This window comes from Allopusillimonas ginsengisoli (assembly GCF_004153455.1).
Classification (GTDB): domain Bacteria; phylum Pseudomonadota; class Gammaproteobacteria; order Burkholderiales; family Burkholderiaceae_B; genus Allopusillimonas; species Allopusillimonas ginsengisoli.
Genome location: NZ_SDQE01000004.1, coordinates 21,278 through 40,098 on the forward strand (window position 1 = coordinate 21,278; position 18,821 = coordinate 40,098).

Below are 18,821 nucleotides of genomic sequence, written 5' to 3' on the forward strand. Positions count from 1 at the left end.
TTTTCGTGTGACTCTTTCTCAAAGGAACCTTAATGAGCTCGCGCATCGCAAAATCACTTACCGTAGTCGCTTTCGCAGCCTCGCTGGCTGCCTGCAGCTCGGTACCCCTGGACGAATCGGCCAATGGGTCCGGTACCGCTGGCACGGGTGGTGGATCCGCCTCCACTGGCCAGGTCATGGATCCATTCAATCCGCAAAGCCCGCTGGCACAGCAACGCTCTGTTTACTTCGAGTTCGATAGCTACACTGTGCCTGAACAATACCGCAGCCTGGTGGAAATGCACTCGTCCTACCTGACTAGCCACGCACAACAGAAAATCCGCATCGAAGGCAATGCGGATGCCCGTGGCGGCGCCGAGTACAACCTTGCTCTGGGCCAGCGCCGTTCCGATGCGGTCTCCCGCATGATGACGCTGCTGGGTGTCAACAGCAACCAGATCGAAGCCATCAGCTTCGGTAAGGAACGTCCTCGCGCAACGGGTAACACCGAAGCCGACTATGCTGAAAACCGTCGTGCGGATATCGTCTATCAGCGATAATATCCACTAAGGGATACAGCTACGCCGTGGCGGCTCCCCGCCGCGGCTTTTTTATTTGACGGGACCGAAAATGAGCGTTTACTCTCTGTCGCTACGTACCAAGGTACTCAGCGCTGCCCTCTCGCTATCCGCCTTGATTGCGTCGCCTGCCCATGCGTTTGCCGATGATGAGGCGCGCCGCGCCATTCTGGACATGCGCGAACAGATCAAGCAGCTTACCGACCAAAGCCGCCGCGTGCGCCTGCAACAGGCCGACCAGATCGAAATGCTGCAGCAGGAAGTGGCCAAAATGCGAGGGCAGCTGGAACAGCTCAATTGGCAACAGAGCCTGCAGCAGCGCGCCGGCCAGGATCAATCGGCTGTCAAACAGGTTGCCGATCCCCAGGAACAGGCGGCATTCGAAGGTCCGATGGACCTGTTTCGCAACGGCAAGTACAAAGAAGCCGTGTCCAGCTTCGAACAGTTTCTGCAGTCTTACCCCGACAGCCAGCTCGGTCCTGAAGCACGCTTTTATCAAGGCAGCAGCCGCTACGCGAGCAAAGACTTCAAAGGCTCCATACAAGGTTTGCAGCAAATGGTTCGCGACTCGCCCGACGACCCTCGCGCGCCCGACGCCCTCCTGGTCATCGCAGCCAGCCAGATCGAACTTAACGATATGGCGGGCGCACAGGCCAGCCTGCAGCGCATCGTCAAGCAGTATCCGGATACCTCCGCCGCCGAAACCGCAAAAAGCCGCCTGCAACTGTTGCAGTAATGGAGTTTCCGCCCACCGATTACGCCTGTGCGCTTGAGGACCACACGGTTCATTACGCCCAGGCGGGCGCCGGCGATATGCTGGTCTTCATTCACGGCTCCCTGTGCGATTATCGCTATTGGCGCTGGCAATTGCCGGCGCTCAGTGCGCAGTGGCATGTGGTTGCCCCCAGCCTGCGTGGGTATTGGCCGCAGGCTTCACAGCAGGCAGACCCTCGGTTCAGTGTTGCGCGGCACGCACAGGACATGGCCGCCTTCATCCAGAACTTGGGAAACGGGCGCCCCGCGCACATACTGGGCCATTCGCGTGGCGCTCAGGTGGCGCTGGAACTGGCCTTGCAGGCCCCAGCATTGGTTCGCACACTGACGCTGGCAGACCCTGGTTTTCGTCTTGAAGGCGAACCCGCCGCGCCCGCGTTTCATGGCGACATGGCAACCCTCCTCCGGCAGGGGAACATCGAAGCGGCCGTATCGGGCTTTGTCGACAAGGCGAACGGCGCTGGCACCTGGCGACAAATGACCAGTTGGTTCAAAACCATGGTGAAAGACAATAGCCGCACCCTGCTGTCGCAGGCGCAGGAGCCTCATCCCGCTGTAAACATGGATCAGGTGCAGGCCCTCGATGCGCCGTTATTGCTGATCGGCGGCGCTCACAGCCCTGAACGTTATGCGAGCCGCCTGAGGGCGTTGCAGGATGCGCTTCCGCAGGCGACTCGCGTCACGATACCGATGGCGGCGCACGGCATGAATCTTGCCAATCCGCGCGCCTTTAATCAAACCGTGACAGACTTCCTGATCAATGCGGGATAAGACGGTCAGCGCACCAGTGTGTTGGCCGGTTTGACCTCGCACTGGGCACTGGCTTTCTTGCCATTGTCAAAGAGAAAATCCAGCGTCACCTGGCTGCCGATGGCAGGCGCCTTGGCTGCCTGTTCCAGCATGGCGTGATAGCCGCCAGGCTTGAACGCCAACGTGCCGCCCGACGCAATTGTGATGTCCTCGGCTTCTGACATTCTGCTCATGCCTTCATGTTGTGTGGTCTGATGCAGCATGACCATGCCATAAGCAGGCGAGGCGGCCCCTATGAGTTTGATTGCGTCCTGGCCCTTGTTGTGCACAACAAAATAACCGCCCGAGGGGGCGGGGGCCGGTATGGAACGTATCCAGCATTCCGTTACGGCGATCGTGTCCGAGACCTTGGCGCTGTCCCAATCAAGGGCCTGGTGCTGAGGCATGTGATGACCGCCGGGCATGTCATGTCCGGCGGCGGGTTGATCGGCGCTGGCATGCGCTGCGCCGCCATGACCCGCGTGTGCATCGTTTTTTGCATGGCCATCGCCCGATGCGAACGCGATCGTGGTCAACGACGCGCCGCTCAGCGCCAATATGCCTGCTAGCATAAGCTTCTTCATGATGAACCTCTTGTTCGATATATGGATTGGTAATGCTCGAATGCTCAGTGTCTGGCAAGACTCGACCAGGACGGAGGCGCTCTCGAACCAACAGGAGGGCCGTGGATCATGGGTTCGCTGCCTGCATCCACCACGCGCCGCGGCAGCCAACTGCTGTAACCTAAAACAAGAATGAGGCCCAGGACGGCAAACAACAAGAATGCCTGGCTTGAGACGCTGCCGAACGCGCAGTGCAGCATCACCGGTTCGGCATGATCATCCTGACCCTGAAAGCCCAGTGTAGTGACGACCGGCAATGGCAGGCCCGACACACAGAGTGTCATGCCTCCCAGGCCCGCCATGTTCGAATCAGCCCCCTGTGAAGGCATATAGCCTGCAGGAATCACGGCACGCAAAAGAAACGCGCACAAGAGGGCCAGCACAGCGATCGTGTGCTGTTTTCGCGAAAGAAGGGAGCCCATGTGCCTGCTCATTGAGTCGAAGTGTACTATGTCAGCATCCAGTCTCTTTTGCGCTTCATCATGAATACAACCAGCACTGCCATGACTCCCGCCATCAGTGTGGATGGCTTTCAGCAATTGCTGCAGTCTCATCATCCTTTCGCATCGATTCTCGCGATCGACATTCTGGACATCGGACACGGCACCGCCACGCTCAGGCTGCCGGACCGCAGCGAGCATCAGCGCCTGGGCGGCATGATCGCCGGCCCCATGCTCATGGGTCTGGCCGACCTCGCGCTTTATGCCGCGATCGTGGGTGCAACCGGCAATGAGCACGCCGTTACGGCCAGCCTGACCATGAATTTTCTGCGTAAGACGCCGTCCGGCGGGGTGCTGGCCCATGCCAAGATACTCAAAACCGGCCGGCTCGCCGCCGGCGAGGTGTTATTGGTGCCCGCCACGGGTGGAGACCCTGTCGCACAAGCTATTAGCACCTGGGCGCTCCCCACAGCAAAGCAGGCGTAACCACTCCCGGCCATGGCTGGACAGACTCAAGTCAGTACAACACAATAATACTTCCCGTACGCACTAAGGAATCGTCATGCAATATCGCCGCCTGGGCAATAGCAATCTGCGCGTCTCGGCTTTGTGCCTGGGCACCATGATGTTCAGCGACCAAACCCCTCTTGATGTCGCCCGCGACATGGTTGCCTCTGCCCGCGAACATGGATTGAATTTCATCGACACAGCGGATGTCTACAGCACGGGCGGCTCCGAAGAAATGGTCGGCCAGGTGCTGGGCGACCAGCGCAACGAATGGATATTGGCAACCAAACTGGGCAACCGCATGAGCGATCGGCCCAATCATTCCCATTATTCGCGTCACTGGATCATGCAAGCGGTCGACGACAGCCTGCGCCGCCTGGGCACCTCTCATATTGATATCCTGTATCTGCATCGCGATTTCAGCGACGAAAACCTGGATGAGGCGGTCCGCGCCCTGGGCGACCTGATCAGCGCGGGCAAGATACGTGCTTTTGGGCTGTCCAACTTCCGTGGCTGGCGCATCGCCGAAATCATCCGGCTCTGCCAGCTTGCCACCGTGCCGCAGCCTATTGTTTGCCAACCCTATTACAACCTGCTCAATCGCGGGCCAGAAGTCGAAATCCTGCCTGCCTGTGGGCATTACGGGCTTGGCGTCGTGCCATATAGCCCGATCGCTCGGGGTGTATTGACCGGCAAGTATCCGCCTGGGCGGCAACCTCCCGGCGATACCCGGGCCGGACGCGGCGACCGGCGTATTCTGCAGACGGAGTTTCGCGAAGAGTCCTTGCAGATCGCGCAAACGCTGCAACAGTATTGCGAAGAACGAGACATCAAACTAGGCCACTTCGCCACGGCCTGGGTGCTGGCCAACAAGCATGTAAGCGCCGTGATTGCAGGCCCGCGTACTCTGGCCCAACTGGAAGACTACTATCCTGCGCTCGAGGTGCAAATCTCAACCGAAGACGAGTCACTGGTAGACAGCCTGGTCCCTCCCGGACATGCTTCCACCCACGGCTACATTGACCCCAACTATCCTTTTCATGGGCGCTAACAATAGCAGCCTGTCCTGATCAACCGGCGCCGGGCGGCCATAACACGTCTCATGATCCCCGCCGCCAACAACAAAGGCCAGCGACACAGGACGCTGGCCTTTGTTGTTGCGCTGGACGGTCTGGACAGCAGCCATCCTGTGGCGCTGGCTTATTTGGTGGGCAGGCTGCCCGCCACGCCTTGCACGTAATAATTCATTTTGTTCAATCCGGCGTCATCCAACACGCCGGATTCAAGCACAACCTTGCCGGTGTTGTCGTGGATGGGCGCCGCAAAGGGCGCCAGGGTACCGGCGATGATTTCGGCTTCCTTTTCTTTGACGAGCTTGAGCACGTCTTCAGGCAATGCTGCATTGAAACCTTCGATCGCCGCCATGTCTGACTTCAGGCCGCCCCAGGTTTGATCGGACTTCCAGCTGCCGTCCAGGACGTCCTGTGCCTCTTTGGTAAAGTACTTGCCCCAATGGTGCGTCACCGCAGCCAACTGCGCATGCGGCCCGAACTTGCTCATGTCCGAGTGGTAGGCAATGGCGTATTTGCCTTTTTCTTCCGCAGCCTGGACGGTGGCCGTGGAATCGGTGTGGTGCGTGACGATATCGGCGCCCTGCCCCATGAGCGCCAATGCGGCGTCACGTTCCTTGCCTGGATCAAACCAGCTGTTGACCCAGATGACCCTGATCTCTGCCTTGGGATTGACACTGCGCATGCCGCGTGTGAATGCGTTGATGCCTTGCAGCACTTCAGGGATAGGGTAGGCTCCTACATAGCCTGCGATATTGGACTTGGTCATCTTGCCGGCAATGATGCCAGCGAGATAACGCGCTTCGTAGAAGCGGGCATTGGTGGTGGCGACGTTAGGCGCTGTCTTGTACCCCGTGGAATGCACGAACTTGACGTCTGGAAACTGCTTGGCCACCTTGATGGTGGGGTTCATGTAGCCGAAAGAGGTTGTGAAGATCAGCTTGTTTCCCTGTTGCGCCAGGTCGCGAATTACGCGCTCGGCGTCTGCGCCTTCCGGCACATCTTCAACGTATTGTGTTTTGACCTTGTCGCCCAGCGCCTTTTCCATTTCGAGACGGCCCAGATCCTGTTGCCAGGTCCAGCCTGCGTCGCCAATGGGGCTGACATACACAAAGCCAATTTTAAGCGGCTCATCGGCCATTGCGGTGAACGAGCAAGCCATGGCCGGTGCCAGCACCATCCATTGCAACGCTTTGCGGAGCAGTTTTGCAGACATGTGAATTCCTCAGGTATGGGGATTGAAGTTCTTGCCGAGGGATGCAGGCATGTTCAGCCTTATCCATATGGCGTTACGAGAAATAAGCACCAGCACCAGTATCGTTGCAAGATAAGGTAGCATGGAAAGCAACTGCGAGGCGATGGGTACGCCCAGCGCCTGCATGTGGAAAGTAAGTATCGTGATCCCGCCAAAAAGATAGGCGCCGATCAGCACGCGCGCGGGCCGCCAGGTGGCGAAGGTGGTCAATGCCAGCGCGATCCACCCGCGCCCGGCCACCATGTTCTCGACCCACATCGGCGTATAGACCAGCGACATGAACGCCCCGGCCAACCCACAGCAGGCGCCGCCGAACAGCAGCGCGCCAAGGCGTATGCGCCTGACGTTGTAGCCCAGGGCATGCGCGGATGCCGGCGACTCGCCGACAGCGCGAAGCACCAGACCGGCGCGCGTGCGATGAAGAAACCAGGCAATGGACGCGCACAACAGCAAGGACAAATACACCATGGGATGATGCCGGAACAGCGCGGCCCCCACGAATGGCAGGTCTTTCAGGACGGGAATACCGAACGCGTGCACCTGCAGCGTTGCGCCAACATAGGACAGACCCATGTACGCCGATGCCCCCACACCGAACAGCGACAGCGCCAAACCTGTGGCAACCTGGTTGGCGCCCAGCCACACTGTGAGCCAGGCGAAAAAACCGGCCATCGCCATCCCGGCCAGCGCGCCCGCCGCAAAGCCCAGGGCCGGGCTGCCCGAATCCAGCGCAACCGCAAATCCAGATACCGCGGCAACCAGCATGATGCCTTCGGAACCCAGGTTGATGACACCGGACTTCTCATTGATCAACAAGCCCAGCGCGGCCAGCATCAACGGCGTGCCTGCGATAATGGACGATGCGATCAGAGGGGCAAGCGCATCCATTATTTTCTCCAGCGCACGCGGTTGTGAATGAGCACGTCGCAAGCCAGCAAGGCGAACAGCAATATGCCCTGAAAGATGCCGGTGATGGCGCTGGGCATGCCGAGACGGCTCTGGGACAGCTCTCCGCCAATATAGAGCAAGGCCATGATGAAGCTGGAAAACACAACGCCCAACGGATGCAGCCTGCCAACAAAGGCGACAATAATGGCCGCAAACCCGTAGCCCGGTGAGATGGATGGCGTCAATTGCCCAATGGGGCCGATAATCTCGCAGGCGCCGGCCAGGCCAGCCAAGCCGCCGGATACCAGCATGGCCAGCCAAAGTGACGCGCGCGATGAGAATCCGGCATAGCGCGCCGCCAGTGGCGCCATGCCGCCTACCTGCAGCCTGAAGCCGGAAAAGCTTCGGGACAGGTACAGCCATCCTGCCAGCGCAGCCGCCAGCGCGATCAGAATACCCGGATGCAAACGCGTGCCCGGCAGAATGGACGGGAACAAAAAGCCATCCGAGAACAGACGCGATTGGGGGAATCCAAAGCCGTCCGGGTCCATGAGCACGCCGTGCACCAGGTAGCTCAGCAGTAACTGCGCCACATACACCAGCATCAGAGAAACAAGAATTTCGTTCGCGTGAAAACGATCCCGCAACCATGCTGTAATCGCGGCCCAAAACATGCCTCCTGCGATACCCGCTAGCAGTGCCAGCGTCATGAGCCAGAAGCCACCATTGGTGTCATTGTCGAAATAAAGAATCAGTGCGCCAGCGGCGATGGCCCCCACGACGAACTGACCTTCGGCGCCGATATTGAACACGTTGGCGCGAAAGCATAAGGCCAGCCCGACAGAGATCATCAACAGCGGTGCCATTTTCACACCGACTTCGGACCAGCCATGCAGACTGCTCAACGGCTGCAGAAAAAACACCGCAAGACTGGCCAGAGGGTCTTTGCCTACCGCCAAAAACAGCACGAAACCGCAGACCAGCGTCAGCAGCACCGCAAAAACGGGCGAAAGCCAGGCCATCCAGGGCGAAGGCGCCGCGCGCGGCTCAAGCCTGAGCATACGCCTGTCCTCCCGTGCCGGCTGCTTCTTGCGGCCAAAGCCCGCTCATCCATTGACCTATCTGATCCCGGGTCGCTTCAGCCCGCGAGACTGAAGGCGATACCTTGCCTTTGGCGATCACGACAAGACGGTCTGAGATCTCGAACAATTCGTCCAGCTCTTCGGAGATGACCAGCAAGGCACAACCCGAATCGCGCAATGCCAGCAGTTCGGCGCGTATGCGCGCGGCAGCGCTGACATCCACACCCCAGGTGGGTTGCGCCACCAGCAATAGACGGGGCTTGCGGGTGATCTCGCGGCCAATGATGTATTTCTGCAGATTGCCGCCGGAAAGGCTGGCCGCCGCCGCCATCGGCCCGGACGCCCGGACACCGAAGCGGGCAATGATGTCGCCCGCCAGGGCAAGAAGCGCTTTGCGTCGTACCATCCCGTGGCGCACCGTGGCGCCGCCCTGGTGCGACAGCAGAATATTCTGGGCCAACGAGAGTTCCGGCACGGCACCGCGCCCCAACCGCTCTTCGGGCACAATGCCAATGCCCCGCGCACGCCGCCATGCTGTAGACCGCCGCCCTATCGGGAGCGTATCCAGCAAAATGGCGTCGTTCCGCGCGCGCGTATCTTCGCCGGACAGCACAGCCAGCAATTCTTGCTGGCCGTTGCCGGAAACCCCGGCCACGCCCAATATCTCTCCCGCCCTCACGTCGAAATGAATATGATTGAGCTCTGTGGCATAAGGATGCGCCCGAGGCAGGCTGAGGTTGCGCACCGTCAGTATCGCTTTGCCGGGCTGCTGGTCCCGGTGTTGGAGCGCGGGCGGTTCAGCGCCTGTCATCATGCGAGACAGGCTGGCAGCACTTTCATTGCGCGGATCGCATACGCCCGAGACCTTGCCGGCGCGCATGACGGTACAGGTTTGACAGAGCGCGCGGATTTCATCGAGTTTGTGGCTGATGTACAAAATACTGCAACCCTCTGCGGCGAGCTGGCGCAGGGTATCGAACAGACGCTGCACCGCCTGCGGCGTGAGCACCGACGTTGGCTCATCCAGAATCAGCAACTGAGGCTTGCCCAGCAGGGCTCGCACAATCTCGACACGTTGCCGTTCGCCCACCGACAAGGTGTGAACATGACGCTGCGGCTCGAGATCCAGCCCATACTGATGGGCAGTCTCCGTGATGCGGCGCGCAAGCTCGTCCAGGCGTGTGCCGCCGGGCAGGCCCAAGGCGATATTCTCGGCGACCGTCAGCGTATCGAACAGGGAAAAGTGCTGGAACACCATGCCTATGCCCAGCTCTCTCGCGGCGGATGGGCTCGCGATGAGGGTTTCCTGGCCATTCCAGTACAGGCGGCCCATGTCAGGCCTTACCACGCCATAAATGATTTTCATCAGCGTGGATTTGCCTGCGCCGTTCTCGCCCAACACGGCGTGAATTTCGCCGGGCAATACCGTCAGATCGACAGCGTCGTTGGCAACGACGGCCGGATACTGCTTGGTGATCTGCTGCAGCGCGAGGCGAGGGCTCATGCCGGACGTATGCTCATGTTGGTATTGTTATGCGTGGTTGCCGCCCATGACGGCGCGGCGCCTGTGGGCCCAGGAAAATTCTAGCCTCAAACCGCGGCACGGCAAGGCGGGGATTACCCCGATGCCGCGTTCCGCGTCAGCGCTGTTGGAGCGCTTTTTCGATTTTTTTGTCTGTCTTGTATTGGCTGAGCGCATAGACCGCCCAGATGGCAGCCGGCACCCAACCTATCAGCGTGAGTTGCAGAGCCAGGCAGATAATGCCGGCGATGGGGCGTCCGATGGTGAAAAAGGCCAGCCAAGGCAGCAGCAGAGCAATGAGCAGTCTCATAATGTGTCAACGAGCACGTTCAGTATGGAAAGACCGCTATTCTAACCGCTACCGCCGGAGAAATAATGGCCGCTGCTGGACGCTGGCCCGATCTGGTCACCGCACGCATCGCCGTCAAGGCTCAGGGCTTAGCCTGGGACGACGGCCAGCTTTCACGTTCTTTTCGCTCTTTCTCCTGTTGCTGCTCGCGCGCCGACTTATCGTTGGCCTGCGCACCGCCCTTGCCCTCCGTTTTCGCGGGCGATGCGCGCAGGGACTGGCAACCCGTTTCGTCGTTGGAACCGACATTAAGCAGCGGCAACAGGGCGGCAAAAGGCGTGGCTACGATGCCCAGCGCTACCGCGGCGCCCGCCCGTACCGCCAAGGGGCCTTTTTCGACCCCCACATCAGGATTGGCCAGGGTGCCCTTGGCATAGAGCGGCGATCGCAGCGTAAAAATACGCACTGTCTTGTTTTCGGGGCGTACCTCCAGGTTGATGGTTTCATTGCGCAGATTGATCTGGCCCGACATATCGACAGTAGTGTCGTCTGTCTCCAGCCTGAATGTCCGCACGGTGGCAATACCATTCTTGACGCCGAAATCGCTGGCCATGCAGTTGAGCACGATTTGCTCATCGCCAAACAACTTGAGCATGATCATGTTGGCAACATTGAGTCCAGCCGCCTCCAGCAGAAAATGACTGATCGTGCCGCGGCTGACAACCGCCGAGAGCTGCCCATCCGCCGTACCCAGCATTTGAGCGATGGATTCACCGTGTCCGGCGAGCTGTGCGTCCCCATGCAGTTCACCAAAACTGGCATTCATGGACTCCGCCCCCGGAAAGAGCTTTTTAAGCTGGAGATGCCGTGCTTCTGTCTTCAGCTTCGCGGTGATCTGCTTGCCGCTGCCGTCCAGAGTGATCACATTGGCCATCGTTCCGCCGGCCACACCAAAGTTCAACGGTGTGAACGTCAACACTTTGTTCTCGAGCTTGACCTGCGCGTCGATATTATCGAGAGGAAGATCCTTGTCGCGGATGATTTTTTCGCCCTTGAAATGGATTTGAGCATCCATGGCGCCCCAGGCATCCGTATTGATCGGCGACACGGGCAGCACCCTGCCTTTTGGCTGAGCTTTACCTTCCTTGCTGGCCGCGTCGGATTTCACATCGCTCGTATCCGCGCCGATGAGCGGCCCCAAGTCCTTGAAGGTGAGCAGATGCGAGGTGAGACTGCCGGTGAGCTTAGGACGCGGTTTGCTGCGCCTGAACTCGATCGAGCCCTCCAGATCGCTCTCGCCCACGCGTCCTTTGAAGTTCTGGTAACGCCATACATCCACATCGCCTTCGAGCGCCGCACTGAGCCGGCCTTCGGTGGCGTAGGGCGGCGTCACGGGCAATGCCACGCCTATGAGCGGCAGGAGATCAGACATGCTGTCGCCGGAAAGCTTCATGTTTACGTCCAGCGCAGCCAGACTCTGCGGACGTGTGACCGAGCCTTCCAGTTCGACCGAGGTTTTGCCTATGCCCAGCGTGCCCTGCAGCGGAAAGGGTTTGCTTCCTTCACGCAAGGAAAGAATACCGCCCATACGCCCCTGCCCGTCAACATCGGCCTCGTTGTAGGTGCCAGAGGCTTTCCAGCCGATGCCATACTCCGGAGACGGCGCATCCTGCGCTGGTGGCGCGCTGCGCTGCCCTGCGGCAGAAGAATTCTCTCCGGCCGGGCTGTCTGCCTTCGTTGCGGCCTTGCCTGTTGTGGTTGCAGCGCTATCGCCGGCACGATCTCTCAGGGTATCCAGCTGTGTCGTGACGTCCAGCTTACTGGCCGCATCCACCACCTGGGCTTTGACGCTGTTCAGGGTCAACTGTTGCAGATCGAATGTCCAGTCCGAAGGCGGTGTCTGTTGTTCATCGGCGCGCTCGAATGTCCAATTGGCGTCACCCTTCTGGTTGCGCTCAAGGAAAATATCGGCCTTGTCGATATCCAGTTCAGCGAGCTGGACGGTATGCCCCAACAGCGCCACTGGATTGATGACGGCGGACAGCCGCGACACCTGGGCCATGTTTCTATCTGCCGTACTCCATTGGGAATTGCCGATGACCAGATCACTGGCGGTGATGCGCGGCCATGGAATCCAGCCGCGCCAGCCCTGCGCGGCTTCGCCCGAGCGCTGCCACTGAACATCCAGGTCGCCACGCACCTCCACTTGTCGCCCCGCAAGCTCTGTGGCCTGCCGGTTGATCCAGGGCTTTGCGTGATTCCAGTTGAATGTTGCGAGCAGAACAAAGGCCAGCACGGCCGACGCGACCAGACAAAACAGCACCCACAGGGTAATCTTGAGATATCGTGGCATGATTTCTCCTCTTTGTGTGGGCAACCGGCGCTGCGCAACCGCTTGGATTATTGTAGAGAGGATTCCGGGAGACCTCGATACCGGGCTATACCAAACGCAACCAAATGCGCGTTTGTGTCATGCGCAAAGCGCAAGTCACTATCTTACGTGCAAAGACAGCCTGACTCGCAAGAGGCATCTACCACGACAGTCACGACCGCATCAAGACCAAACCAAAAGGCCTGAGCCCGGTACAGTACCGGGCTCAGGCCTTGGTTTCGTTGCGTTGAACTGTCCACTTCTTGGAGCCAGTTCAAAAGCCCAGGCTTTGAACGTGCAAGCTAGTGACGTTGTGTCAGGCTGCGGCGGCCTTGGGTGACGCCACGTCTTCCTCGTCTTCGACCGATGAGCGGATAAGATGGTCGAACGCGCTCAGGGCCGCCTTGGCGCCATCGCCGGCAGAGATGATGATCTGCTTGTACGGCACCGTGGTACAGTCACCCGCCGCGAATACGCCCGGCAGGGAAGTCTGGCCTCGTGCATCCACTTCGACTTCGCCATGCCTGGAAAGATCGAGCGTTCCCTTGAGCCATTCGGTATTGGGTACCAGGCCAATCTGGACAAACACCCCCTCGAGCGCCACGTTATGCATGGATCCGGTTTGACGGTCTTTATAAGAAAGCCCCGTCACCTTTTGGCCATCACCGTGGATTTCGGTGGTTTGCGCCGACTTGATAACCGTGACGTTGTTCAGACTGAGCAACTTGCGCTGCAGCACGGCGTCTGCACGCAACGCATCGCCAAACTCGATCAGTGTGACGTGCTGCACCAGGCCGGCGAGATCAATCGCGGCCTCGACACCGGAGTTGCCCCCGCCGATTACCGCCACACGCTTGCCCTTGAACAACGGCCCGTCGCAATGAGGGCAGTATGCCACGCCCTTGTTACGGTATTCTTGCTCGCCCGGCACATTGACCTCGCGCCAGCGTGCGCCTGTGGACAGGATGACCGTCTTGCCCTTGAGCACGCCGCCGCTGGCCAGCTGGACTTCCGTCAGCTTGCCGTTGGCCTTGAGACTGTCGGCACGCTGCAGATTGATAATGTCGACCCCGTATTCCTTGACATGCTGTTCCAGCGCCACGGCGAATTTGGGGCCTTCGGTCTCGGTAATGGAGATGTAGTTCTCTATGGCCATGGTATCGAGCACCTGCCCGCCAAAGCGTTCGGCCACGATGCCTGTGCGGATGCCTTTGCGCGCCGCGTAGACGGCCGCCGCCGCGCCTGCGGGGCCACCGCCAACGATCAATACGTCGTAGGGTTCGCGCTCGCTGAGTTCTTCGGCCTTGCGGCAGGAGGCGCCGGTATCCAGTTTGGAGAGGATTTCTTCAACCCCGCTGCGGCCCTGCCCGAAGACTTCGCCGTTCAGGAACATGGTCGGCACGGACATGATCTGCCTGGACTCGACTTCATCCTTGTACAGCGCCCCATCAATCGCCGTATGCTTGATGCGCGGATTGATGATGGACATCACATTCAGCGCCTGCACGACATCAGGACAGTTCTGGCAGGACAATGAAAAATAAGTCTCGAAGTTATAGTCGCCATCGAGATTGCGGATTTGTTCGATCTGGGACGCATCCAGTTTGATGGGATGGCCGCCGACCTGCAGCAGCGCCAGCACGAGCGACGTGAACTCGTGGCCCATGGGAATGCCAGCGAACGTGACGCTGATATCGGTGCCGCTGCGCTTGATGCTGAAGGAAGGGATGCGTTCGTTCGCATCGGTGCGTTCTGTCAGCGTAATGCGATCGGACATCAGTTGGATTTCCTGCAGCAACTCGCGCAGCTCCGCCGACTTGGCGCCGCTGTCGAGGTTGGCAACCAGCTCGATAGGCTGGGAAACCATTGCCATATAGGATTGCAACTGTGTCTTGAGATTAGCGTCCAACATAACGTATCTACCTTCATGGATAAGATGAATCGGACCGCTGGCCGGCTTGTGGCCGGCTCGCGGTATTTTTTTACTGCGTCGCTACCTGCCTATCGCAGGCGGGCAGTACTTAGATCTTGCCGACCAGATCCAGAGAGGGCGTCAGCGTTTTGGCACCCTCTTCCCACTTGGCGGGGCACACTTCGCCGGGGTGAGCAGCGATGTATTGGGCTGCCTTGACCTTGCGCAGCAGTTCGGACGCGACGCGACCAATGCCGTTGTCGTGAATCTCGAGAACCTTGATTTCGCCTTCGGGGTTGATCACGAAGGTGCCGCGCAGGGCGATGCCCTCTTCTTCGATCAGCACTTCGAAGTTGCGGGCCAGCGCGTGAGTGGGGTCTGCCAGCATGGGATAAGTCACCTTGCTGATCGCATCAGAGGTGTCATGCCATGCTTTGTGCGAGAAATGCGTGTCGGTGGATACGCTGTAGATCTCAACACCCAGTTTCTGGAATTCTGCATATTGCTCGGCCAGATCTTCGAGTTCAGTCGGGCATACAAAGGTGAAATCGGCGGGATAGAAAACGAAGACCGACCACTTGCCGGCGATGGATTCGTCAGTCACATCGATGAACTTGCCGTTATGGTAGGCGGTAGCTTTGAACGGCTTGATTTTGGTGTTGATCAAGGACATTGCGTTTCCTTATAAAAGTGTTGATGAAAACCAAGTACAAGTGCCAGTATAGGCAGACACTATTGATTTGTAAAATTGATTAATATTATTGATGCGATAGCTATTAGCTATGCGCCTGGCTCAATAAAACGAGGCTTGGCCTCGGGAGAATGTGGCGGCGCTGCGCCTGCCACAATGTTTATTTTAACCGCCCGCACGCGGCTTTCCAAGCCCACGCGCGCGCGGCGGCGGGACGATAAGTAACAAAGAATTTTCCTTGCGGCGCCAGGAACCGCTTTATATTGATGGGAATATATTCTGCCTAACGAGGATGCAGTATGAGCGCCCTGTTTGCCTTTTTGCACCATTTTGCCGCTTTCTTGCTGGTCGCCACACTCTGTATCGAGTTCGTCCTGATCCGGGAGCCTTTTTCAGAAACCATCGCGCGCAAGCTGCTCAAAACGGACGCGCTGTTTGGCATGGCCGCAGGTGCAGTACTGATTGTTGGCTTTTTGCGTGTCATCTATTTCGAAAAAGGCGCCAGCTTTTATTTCAGCAATGTCTTTTTTATTGCCAAGCTTGCGCTTTTCGCGCTGGTTGGCGTGTTGTCCATACGGCCCACGAAAGAGTTTCTGTCGTGGCGCGCCTCGCTCAAGGCTGGCAGGCTGCCCGTGGTGGAACCCGCCCGTATCCGAAAGATTCGCAGTACGATCAATCTCGAACTGGTGGGCGTCGCCTTGCTGGTTCTTTGCGCCGCGCTTATGGCCAGAGGCGTAGGCAGCGTTGCCTGAACCCGTGCGGGAGATCCACGCGGCGTCGAACAATCCGGCGCCTGCCTGGCTCAGGGCAGGCCCGGCGCTGTTCGTGCTGCTCTGGTCACTGGGATTCGTCTTTCTCAAGCTTGGCCTTGCCTATGCCGACCCCCTGACCTTCCTGGCCTTGCGCTATGCCTGTGTTGTGCTGCTGCTTCTGCTGCCTTTTCTTTGGCTGCGCGCGCCCATGCCCAACGGATGGCCCGCATGGCGGCATCTGCTCGTGGTGGGTCTGCTGTTGCAGGCTGGCTATTTTTCGTTTGCCTACCTGAGCCTCAAGCTGGGCATGTCGGCCGGCACACTGGCGCTGATTACTTCTCAACAGCCGATTCTGGTCGGGCTGCTGGCGCCGATGCTGGCTGGCGAAACGGTGGGGCGCGTGCGGTGGGCAGGGCTGGTACTGGGGGTGGCGGGCGCCTCTATCGTCATCCTGGCCAACTCGATCACCGGCAGTGGCACTTCCTGGGCAATCACCTTCGCCGTGATGGCGCTGCTGACGCTGGCTGGCAGCACCCTGTGGGAAAAGCGTTATGGCGCGGAAACCCACCCCGTAACAGCCAATCTGGTGCAATACACGGTCGGACTCCTGGTCACCGCGCCATTAGCCTTCTGGCTCGAGCCCATGCGCATCAGCTGGACACCCGGCCTGCTTGTGTCGTTAAGCTATCTGGTGCTGGGCAACTCGATTATCGCAATTTCGCTGCTGCTGGCGATGATACGCCATGGCGAAGCCTCGCGGGTGTCTGCGCTGTTCTTCATGGTGCCGCCCGCCACCGCCATACTGGCCTTCATCGCGCTTGGCGAGACGCTGGCCTGGGCCGCATGGCCCGGCATCGCGCTGGCGGTGGCGGGTATCTATCTGGTCATGCGCCGCTGACGGGCGTGTTGTCCTGGGACACACTTCGCGCCTTGACCAGCGCAGAGCGGCCTGCCCCCCAACCGTTAAATGCCGTTGCCAGGCCCACGGCGGCAAACACCCATACCGTGGCTTCAAAGCTGCCCGTGGCGCTGTGAAGAATACCGACAAGAAGCGGACCGCTGGCGGCTAGCACATAACCGATGCCTTGTGCCATACCGGAAAGATGGGCTGCCACATGGGAATCGGGTGAACGCAGCACGATGACGGTCATGGCCATCGCAAACAGCCCGCCTTGCCCAACGCCCTGTATCACCGCCCAGAACCATAATGTCGAGACCGGAGCGAACAACAGGCCAATGAGTGCAGCGCTTGCAATGAGCGCCAAAGCGGCGTTCAGCATGCGTTGGTCTCGCAAGCGCACTGCTAGCGCAGGCACCAGCAAACAGGTGGCAACTTGCAGCATGACAGAGACTGAAGTCATGAAGCCGGCGTGCACGCCATCCAGACCGCGTGCGCGCAAAATAGGCGCCATCCATCCCATGACGCAATAGGCCAGCGCGGACTGCAGGCCCATGAACAGCGACACCTGCCAGGCCAGCGGATCGCGCGACAGGCCGCGGACCGAATACCGGATATGCCGCGAAGGCGCCTTGCTGCGCAGCGACTGAGGCGCCCACATGAAAAACACCACGGCGGCCGGCAGGCCCCAGATGGCAAGACCCAGGCGCCAGGCGTCGTTGAAATAATGGGCAATGGGCAAGGTAAGCGCAGCGCCGAACGCCGCACCGCCACACAGCGCCATCGTATAGAGGCCAGTCATCAGCGCCGCGCGCTGCGGGAAATCTCGCTTGACCACGCTGGGCAACAATACATTGCCCGTGGCAATGGCGGCACCCGCCAGCGCCGATCCGGCAAACAAGCCATACAGCCCGCCCATGCCCCGCAGCCCGGTGCCTATCGCCAGCAGCAACAGAACCAGCAAAAGGCAGCGCTCGGGCCCAATGCGCTGCGAAAGGCGTGGCGCCACTGGCGCGAACAAACCGAGACACAGCACAGGCAATGTTGTCAGGTAGCCGGCGCCAGCCGAGGTGAGTGGCGTGGCCTGGATGATCTCGGGCAACAGTACTGACAGACTGGAAAAAAGCGGACGCAGGTTGAAGGCGATCAGAACCAGGCTGGCGCCAAGCAGGAGGTGAGCGGCAACGCTGCGGGCTGGGACGGCGCTGGCGCTCAGCGAGGGGTTCTGGCCAGATTCAGGAGAGGGCATGGAATAACGAGCTCGGCAATCTACCGTAAAGCCAAGATCATACTCGCGACCCTGAAAAAGCCGAAGCAGTGTCCGGACAGCACCGATCAGCCCTGTCTGGTTTCACGCCAGGCAAACGACGATCAACCCGCCTTCGCCTGGCCCGCGACACGGCGCGCAATGTCCAGGGCCTGCGCATCGCTAGCGACCGGAATGTTGAACACGCCCTTGGTCACTGGGCCTTCAATGCGCGGCGCGGCCTGCGAAAGGCCGCGCTTGATGTCGTGGCGGATAGTCGCTGCCGGGCTAGCCGCGATGCGCTACCGTTATGTCAACGCGGCGATTGGGCGCAAGACATTCAATCAAGGCCGCACGCGGCCCGTTCGCACACTGGACAACAGGCTGGCGCTCGCCCATGCCATGCGCCTGGATACTGGAAGCGGGAATGCCCTGCGAGATCATCTGATTGCGCACGGCCTGTGCCCGTCTGTCGGAGAGCGCCAGATTGCTGGCGTCGCTGCCGATATGATCGGTGTGGCCGGTGACCACGATGGACGCCTCGCCCTGGCGAGGCAAAGCGCCGGCCACTCGATTGACTTCGGCCACCCCGGCCGCCGTCAGTGTTGCGCTGCCAAACGCAAACAGCACATCGCCTTTCAGAGACAAGGCCTGAGGCGCAGGCGCCGGCTTTCTCGGATTGAGCAGATCGGCGCAAGCCTCGGGCTTCCACAAGAAAGTCTGGGCATGCTTGTCCTTGTCGAACAAAACCTTGTACTGGCAAGTCAGGTCGCCCCGCGGCGTACGAAAATGGAAGAGATAGTCCCATTCGCGCACGCCGGCCAAGCCTTCGCTGAAATGCGGGCGGCCGATCAGGCTGTAGACCTGATCCTTGGTCATGCCCGGGCCCATGAGACGCAGGCTATCAAGCGTGGGGTATGCGCCTGTGTCAAACGTTGTATCCACTGGATCCGGCCAGACGGGCTCATCCGTTGTGCCCTTGTCGCTGATCTGGCTCAGGTTGCCGCAGGCAGCCAGGGCCAGCACCGCGGCAAGGCCGCTTGCGCGCAGAGCGCAGGTTTTCAATGTCTTAAACATAGCTTCTTATCCTTGGATTCTCGCTGTGGCCGGTGAAGGCACCGGCCACAGCATGCATGCACTCGGTCGTTTCAACAG

Annotated in this window: 19 protein-coding genes; 7 read left to right on the forward strand and 12 right to left on the reverse strand. The window is 59.7% G+C overall.

Annotation, left to right across the window (positions count from 1 at the left end; translation table 11 throughout):
- Window positions 1-32 precede the first annotated feature (32 nt).
- From pal to ERE07_RS10195, 3 genes are all read left to right on the forward strand, one after another.
- A complete protein-coding gene (pal, locus tag ERE07_RS10185) occupies window positions 33-539 on the forward strand; it encodes a peptidoglycan-associated lipoprotein Pal (protein ID WP_130008722.1) in 507 nt (168 codons plus the stop codon).
- 70 nt (window positions 540-609) lie between these two features.
- Window positions 610-1,293: a tol-pal system protein YbgF gene (gene ybgF, locus ERE07_RS10190; protein ID WP_130008723.1), complete on the forward strand. Its 684-nt coding sequence runs from the start codon at window positions 610-612 to the stop codon at window positions 1,291-1,293.
- Entirely contained in the window at window positions 1,293-2,102 is an 810-nt protein-coding gene (locus ERE07_RS10195) for an alpha/beta fold hydrolase (RefSeq protein WP_130008724.1), read from the forward strand. The genes ybgF and ERE07_RS10195 overlap by 1 nt, the downstream gene beginning before the upstream one ends.
- Window positions 2,103-2,107: 5 nt before the next feature.
- Here the strand turns inward: ERE07_RS10195 and ERE07_RS10200 are convergent, their stop codons facing one another.
- Window positions 2,108-2,704 (reverse strand): copper chaperone PCu(A)C, encoded by a 597-nt coding sequence (locus tag ERE07_RS10200; RefSeq protein WP_130008725.1) that lies wholly within the window; start codon window positions 2,702-2,704, stop codon window positions 2,108-2,110.
- Window positions 2,705-2,748: 44 nt separating this feature from the next.
- Window positions 2,749-3,165 (reverse strand): hypothetical protein, encoded by a 417-nt coding sequence (locus ERE07_RS10205; RefSeq protein WP_130008726.1) that lies wholly within the window; start codon window positions 3,163-3,165, stop codon window positions 2,749-2,751.
- Between the two features lie 60 nt (window positions 3,166-3,225).
- Here ERE07_RS10205 and ERE07_RS10210 point away from each other — a divergent pair, with 60 nt between their 5' ends.
- Both ERE07_RS10210 and ERE07_RS10215 read left to right on the forward strand, forming a co-directional pair.
- On the forward strand, window positions 3,226-3,669 hold the full coding sequence (locus ERE07_RS10210) for a PaaI family thioesterase (RefSeq protein ID WP_130008727.1): 444 nt from the start codon (window positions 3,226-3,228) through the stop codon (window positions 3,667-3,669).
- Window positions 3,670-3,745: 76 nt separating this feature from the next.
- Window positions 3,746-4,741: an aldo/keto reductase gene (locus tag ERE07_RS10215; protein WP_130008728.1), complete on the forward strand. Its 996-nt coding sequence runs from the start codon at window positions 3,746-3,748 to the stop codon at window positions 4,739-4,741.
- A gap of 149 nt (window positions 4,742-4,890) precedes the next feature.
- Here the strand turns inward: ERE07_RS10215 and ERE07_RS10220 are convergent, their stop codons facing one another.
- From ERE07_RS10220 to ahpC, 8 genes are all read right to left on the reverse strand, one after another.
- The gene (locus tag ERE07_RS10220) at window positions 4,891-5,976 is read right to left on the reverse strand and encodes a BMP family ABC transporter substrate-binding protein (protein ID WP_130008729.1); all 1,086 of its coding nucleotides are present in this window, start codon (window positions 5,974-5,976) and stop codon (window positions 4,891-4,893) included.
- Between the two features lie 9 nt (window positions 5,977-5,985).
- A complete protein-coding gene (locus ERE07_RS10225; protein WP_130008730.1) occupies window positions 5,986-6,903 on the reverse strand; it encodes an ABC transporter permease in 918 nt (305 codons plus the stop codon).
- Window positions 6,903-7,964, reverse strand: coding sequence for an ABC transporter permease (locus ERE07_RS10230; RefSeq protein ID WP_130008731.1), 1,062 nt, complete (start codon window positions 7,962-7,964; stop codon window positions 6,903-6,905). The genes ERE07_RS10225 and ERE07_RS10230 overlap by 1 nt, the downstream gene beginning before the upstream one ends.
- Window positions 7,951-9,489 (reverse strand): ABC transporter ATP-binding protein, encoded by a 1,539-nt coding sequence (locus tag ERE07_RS10235; protein WP_130008732.1) that lies wholly within the window; start codon window positions 9,487-9,489, stop codon window positions 7,951-7,953. The genes ERE07_RS10230 and ERE07_RS10235 overlap by 14 nt, the downstream gene beginning before the upstream one ends.
- Window positions 9,490-9,625: 136 nt before the next feature.
- Entirely contained in the window at window positions 9,626-9,817 is a 192-nt protein-coding gene (locus tag ERE07_RS10240) for a YqaE/Pmp3 family membrane protein (protein WP_130008733.1), read from the reverse strand.
- 121 nt (window positions 9,818-9,938) lie between these two features.
- Window positions 9,939-12,149 carry an AsmA family protein gene (locus tag ERE07_RS10245; protein WP_130008734.1) on the reverse strand — a complete coding sequence of 737 codons (2,211 nt, stop codon included), beginning with the start codon at window positions 12,147-12,149 and terminating at the stop codon, window positions 9,939-9,941.
- A 334-nt stretch (window positions 12,150-12,483) separates the two neighbouring features.
- A complete protein-coding gene (gene ahpF / locus ERE07_RS10250; protein ID WP_130008735.1) occupies window positions 12,484-14,079 on the reverse strand; it encodes an alkyl hydroperoxide reductase subunit F in 1,596 nt (531 codons plus the stop codon).
- A 109-nt stretch (window positions 14,080-14,188) separates the two neighbouring features.
- On the reverse strand, window positions 14,189-14,752 hold the full coding sequence (gene ahpC / locus ERE07_RS10255; protein WP_130008736.1) for an alkyl hydroperoxide reductase subunit C: 564 nt from the start codon (window positions 14,750-14,752) through the stop codon (window positions 14,189-14,191).
- 317 nt (window positions 14,753-15,069) lie between these two features.
- On the opposite strand from ahpC, the gene ERE07_RS10260 reads away from it, so the two are divergent.
- Together ERE07_RS10260 and ERE07_RS10265 are read left to right on the forward strand one after the other, a co-directional pair.
- Window positions 15,070-15,522, forward strand: coding sequence for a DUF2214 family protein (locus ERE07_RS10260; RefSeq protein WP_130008737.1), 453 nt, complete (start codon window positions 15,070-15,072; stop codon window positions 15,520-15,522).
- Window positions 15,515-16,420 (forward strand): DMT family transporter, encoded by a 906-nt coding sequence (locus ERE07_RS10265; RefSeq protein ID WP_245153614.1) that lies wholly within the window; start codon window positions 15,515-15,517, stop codon window positions 16,418-16,420. The genes ERE07_RS10260 and ERE07_RS10265 overlap by 8 nt, the downstream gene beginning before the upstream one ends.
- Here the strand turns inward: ERE07_RS10265 and ERE07_RS10270 are convergent.
- Both ERE07_RS10270 and ERE07_RS10275 read right to left on the reverse strand, forming a co-directional pair.
- Window positions 16,407-17,669 (reverse strand): CynX/NimT family MFS transporter, encoded by a 1,263-nt coding sequence (locus tag ERE07_RS10270; RefSeq protein ID WP_130008738.1) that lies wholly within the window; start codon window positions 17,667-17,669, stop codon window positions 16,407-16,409. The two genes, ERE07_RS10265 and ERE07_RS10270, sit on opposite strands and share 14 nt — an antisense overlap.
- A gap of 285 nt (window positions 17,670-17,954) precedes the next feature.
- A complete protein-coding gene (locus tag ERE07_RS10275) occupies window positions 17,955-18,743 on the reverse strand; it encodes an OmpA family protein (protein WP_130008739.1) in 789 nt (262 codons plus the stop codon).
- Window positions 18,744-18,821: the final 78 nt, after the last annotated feature.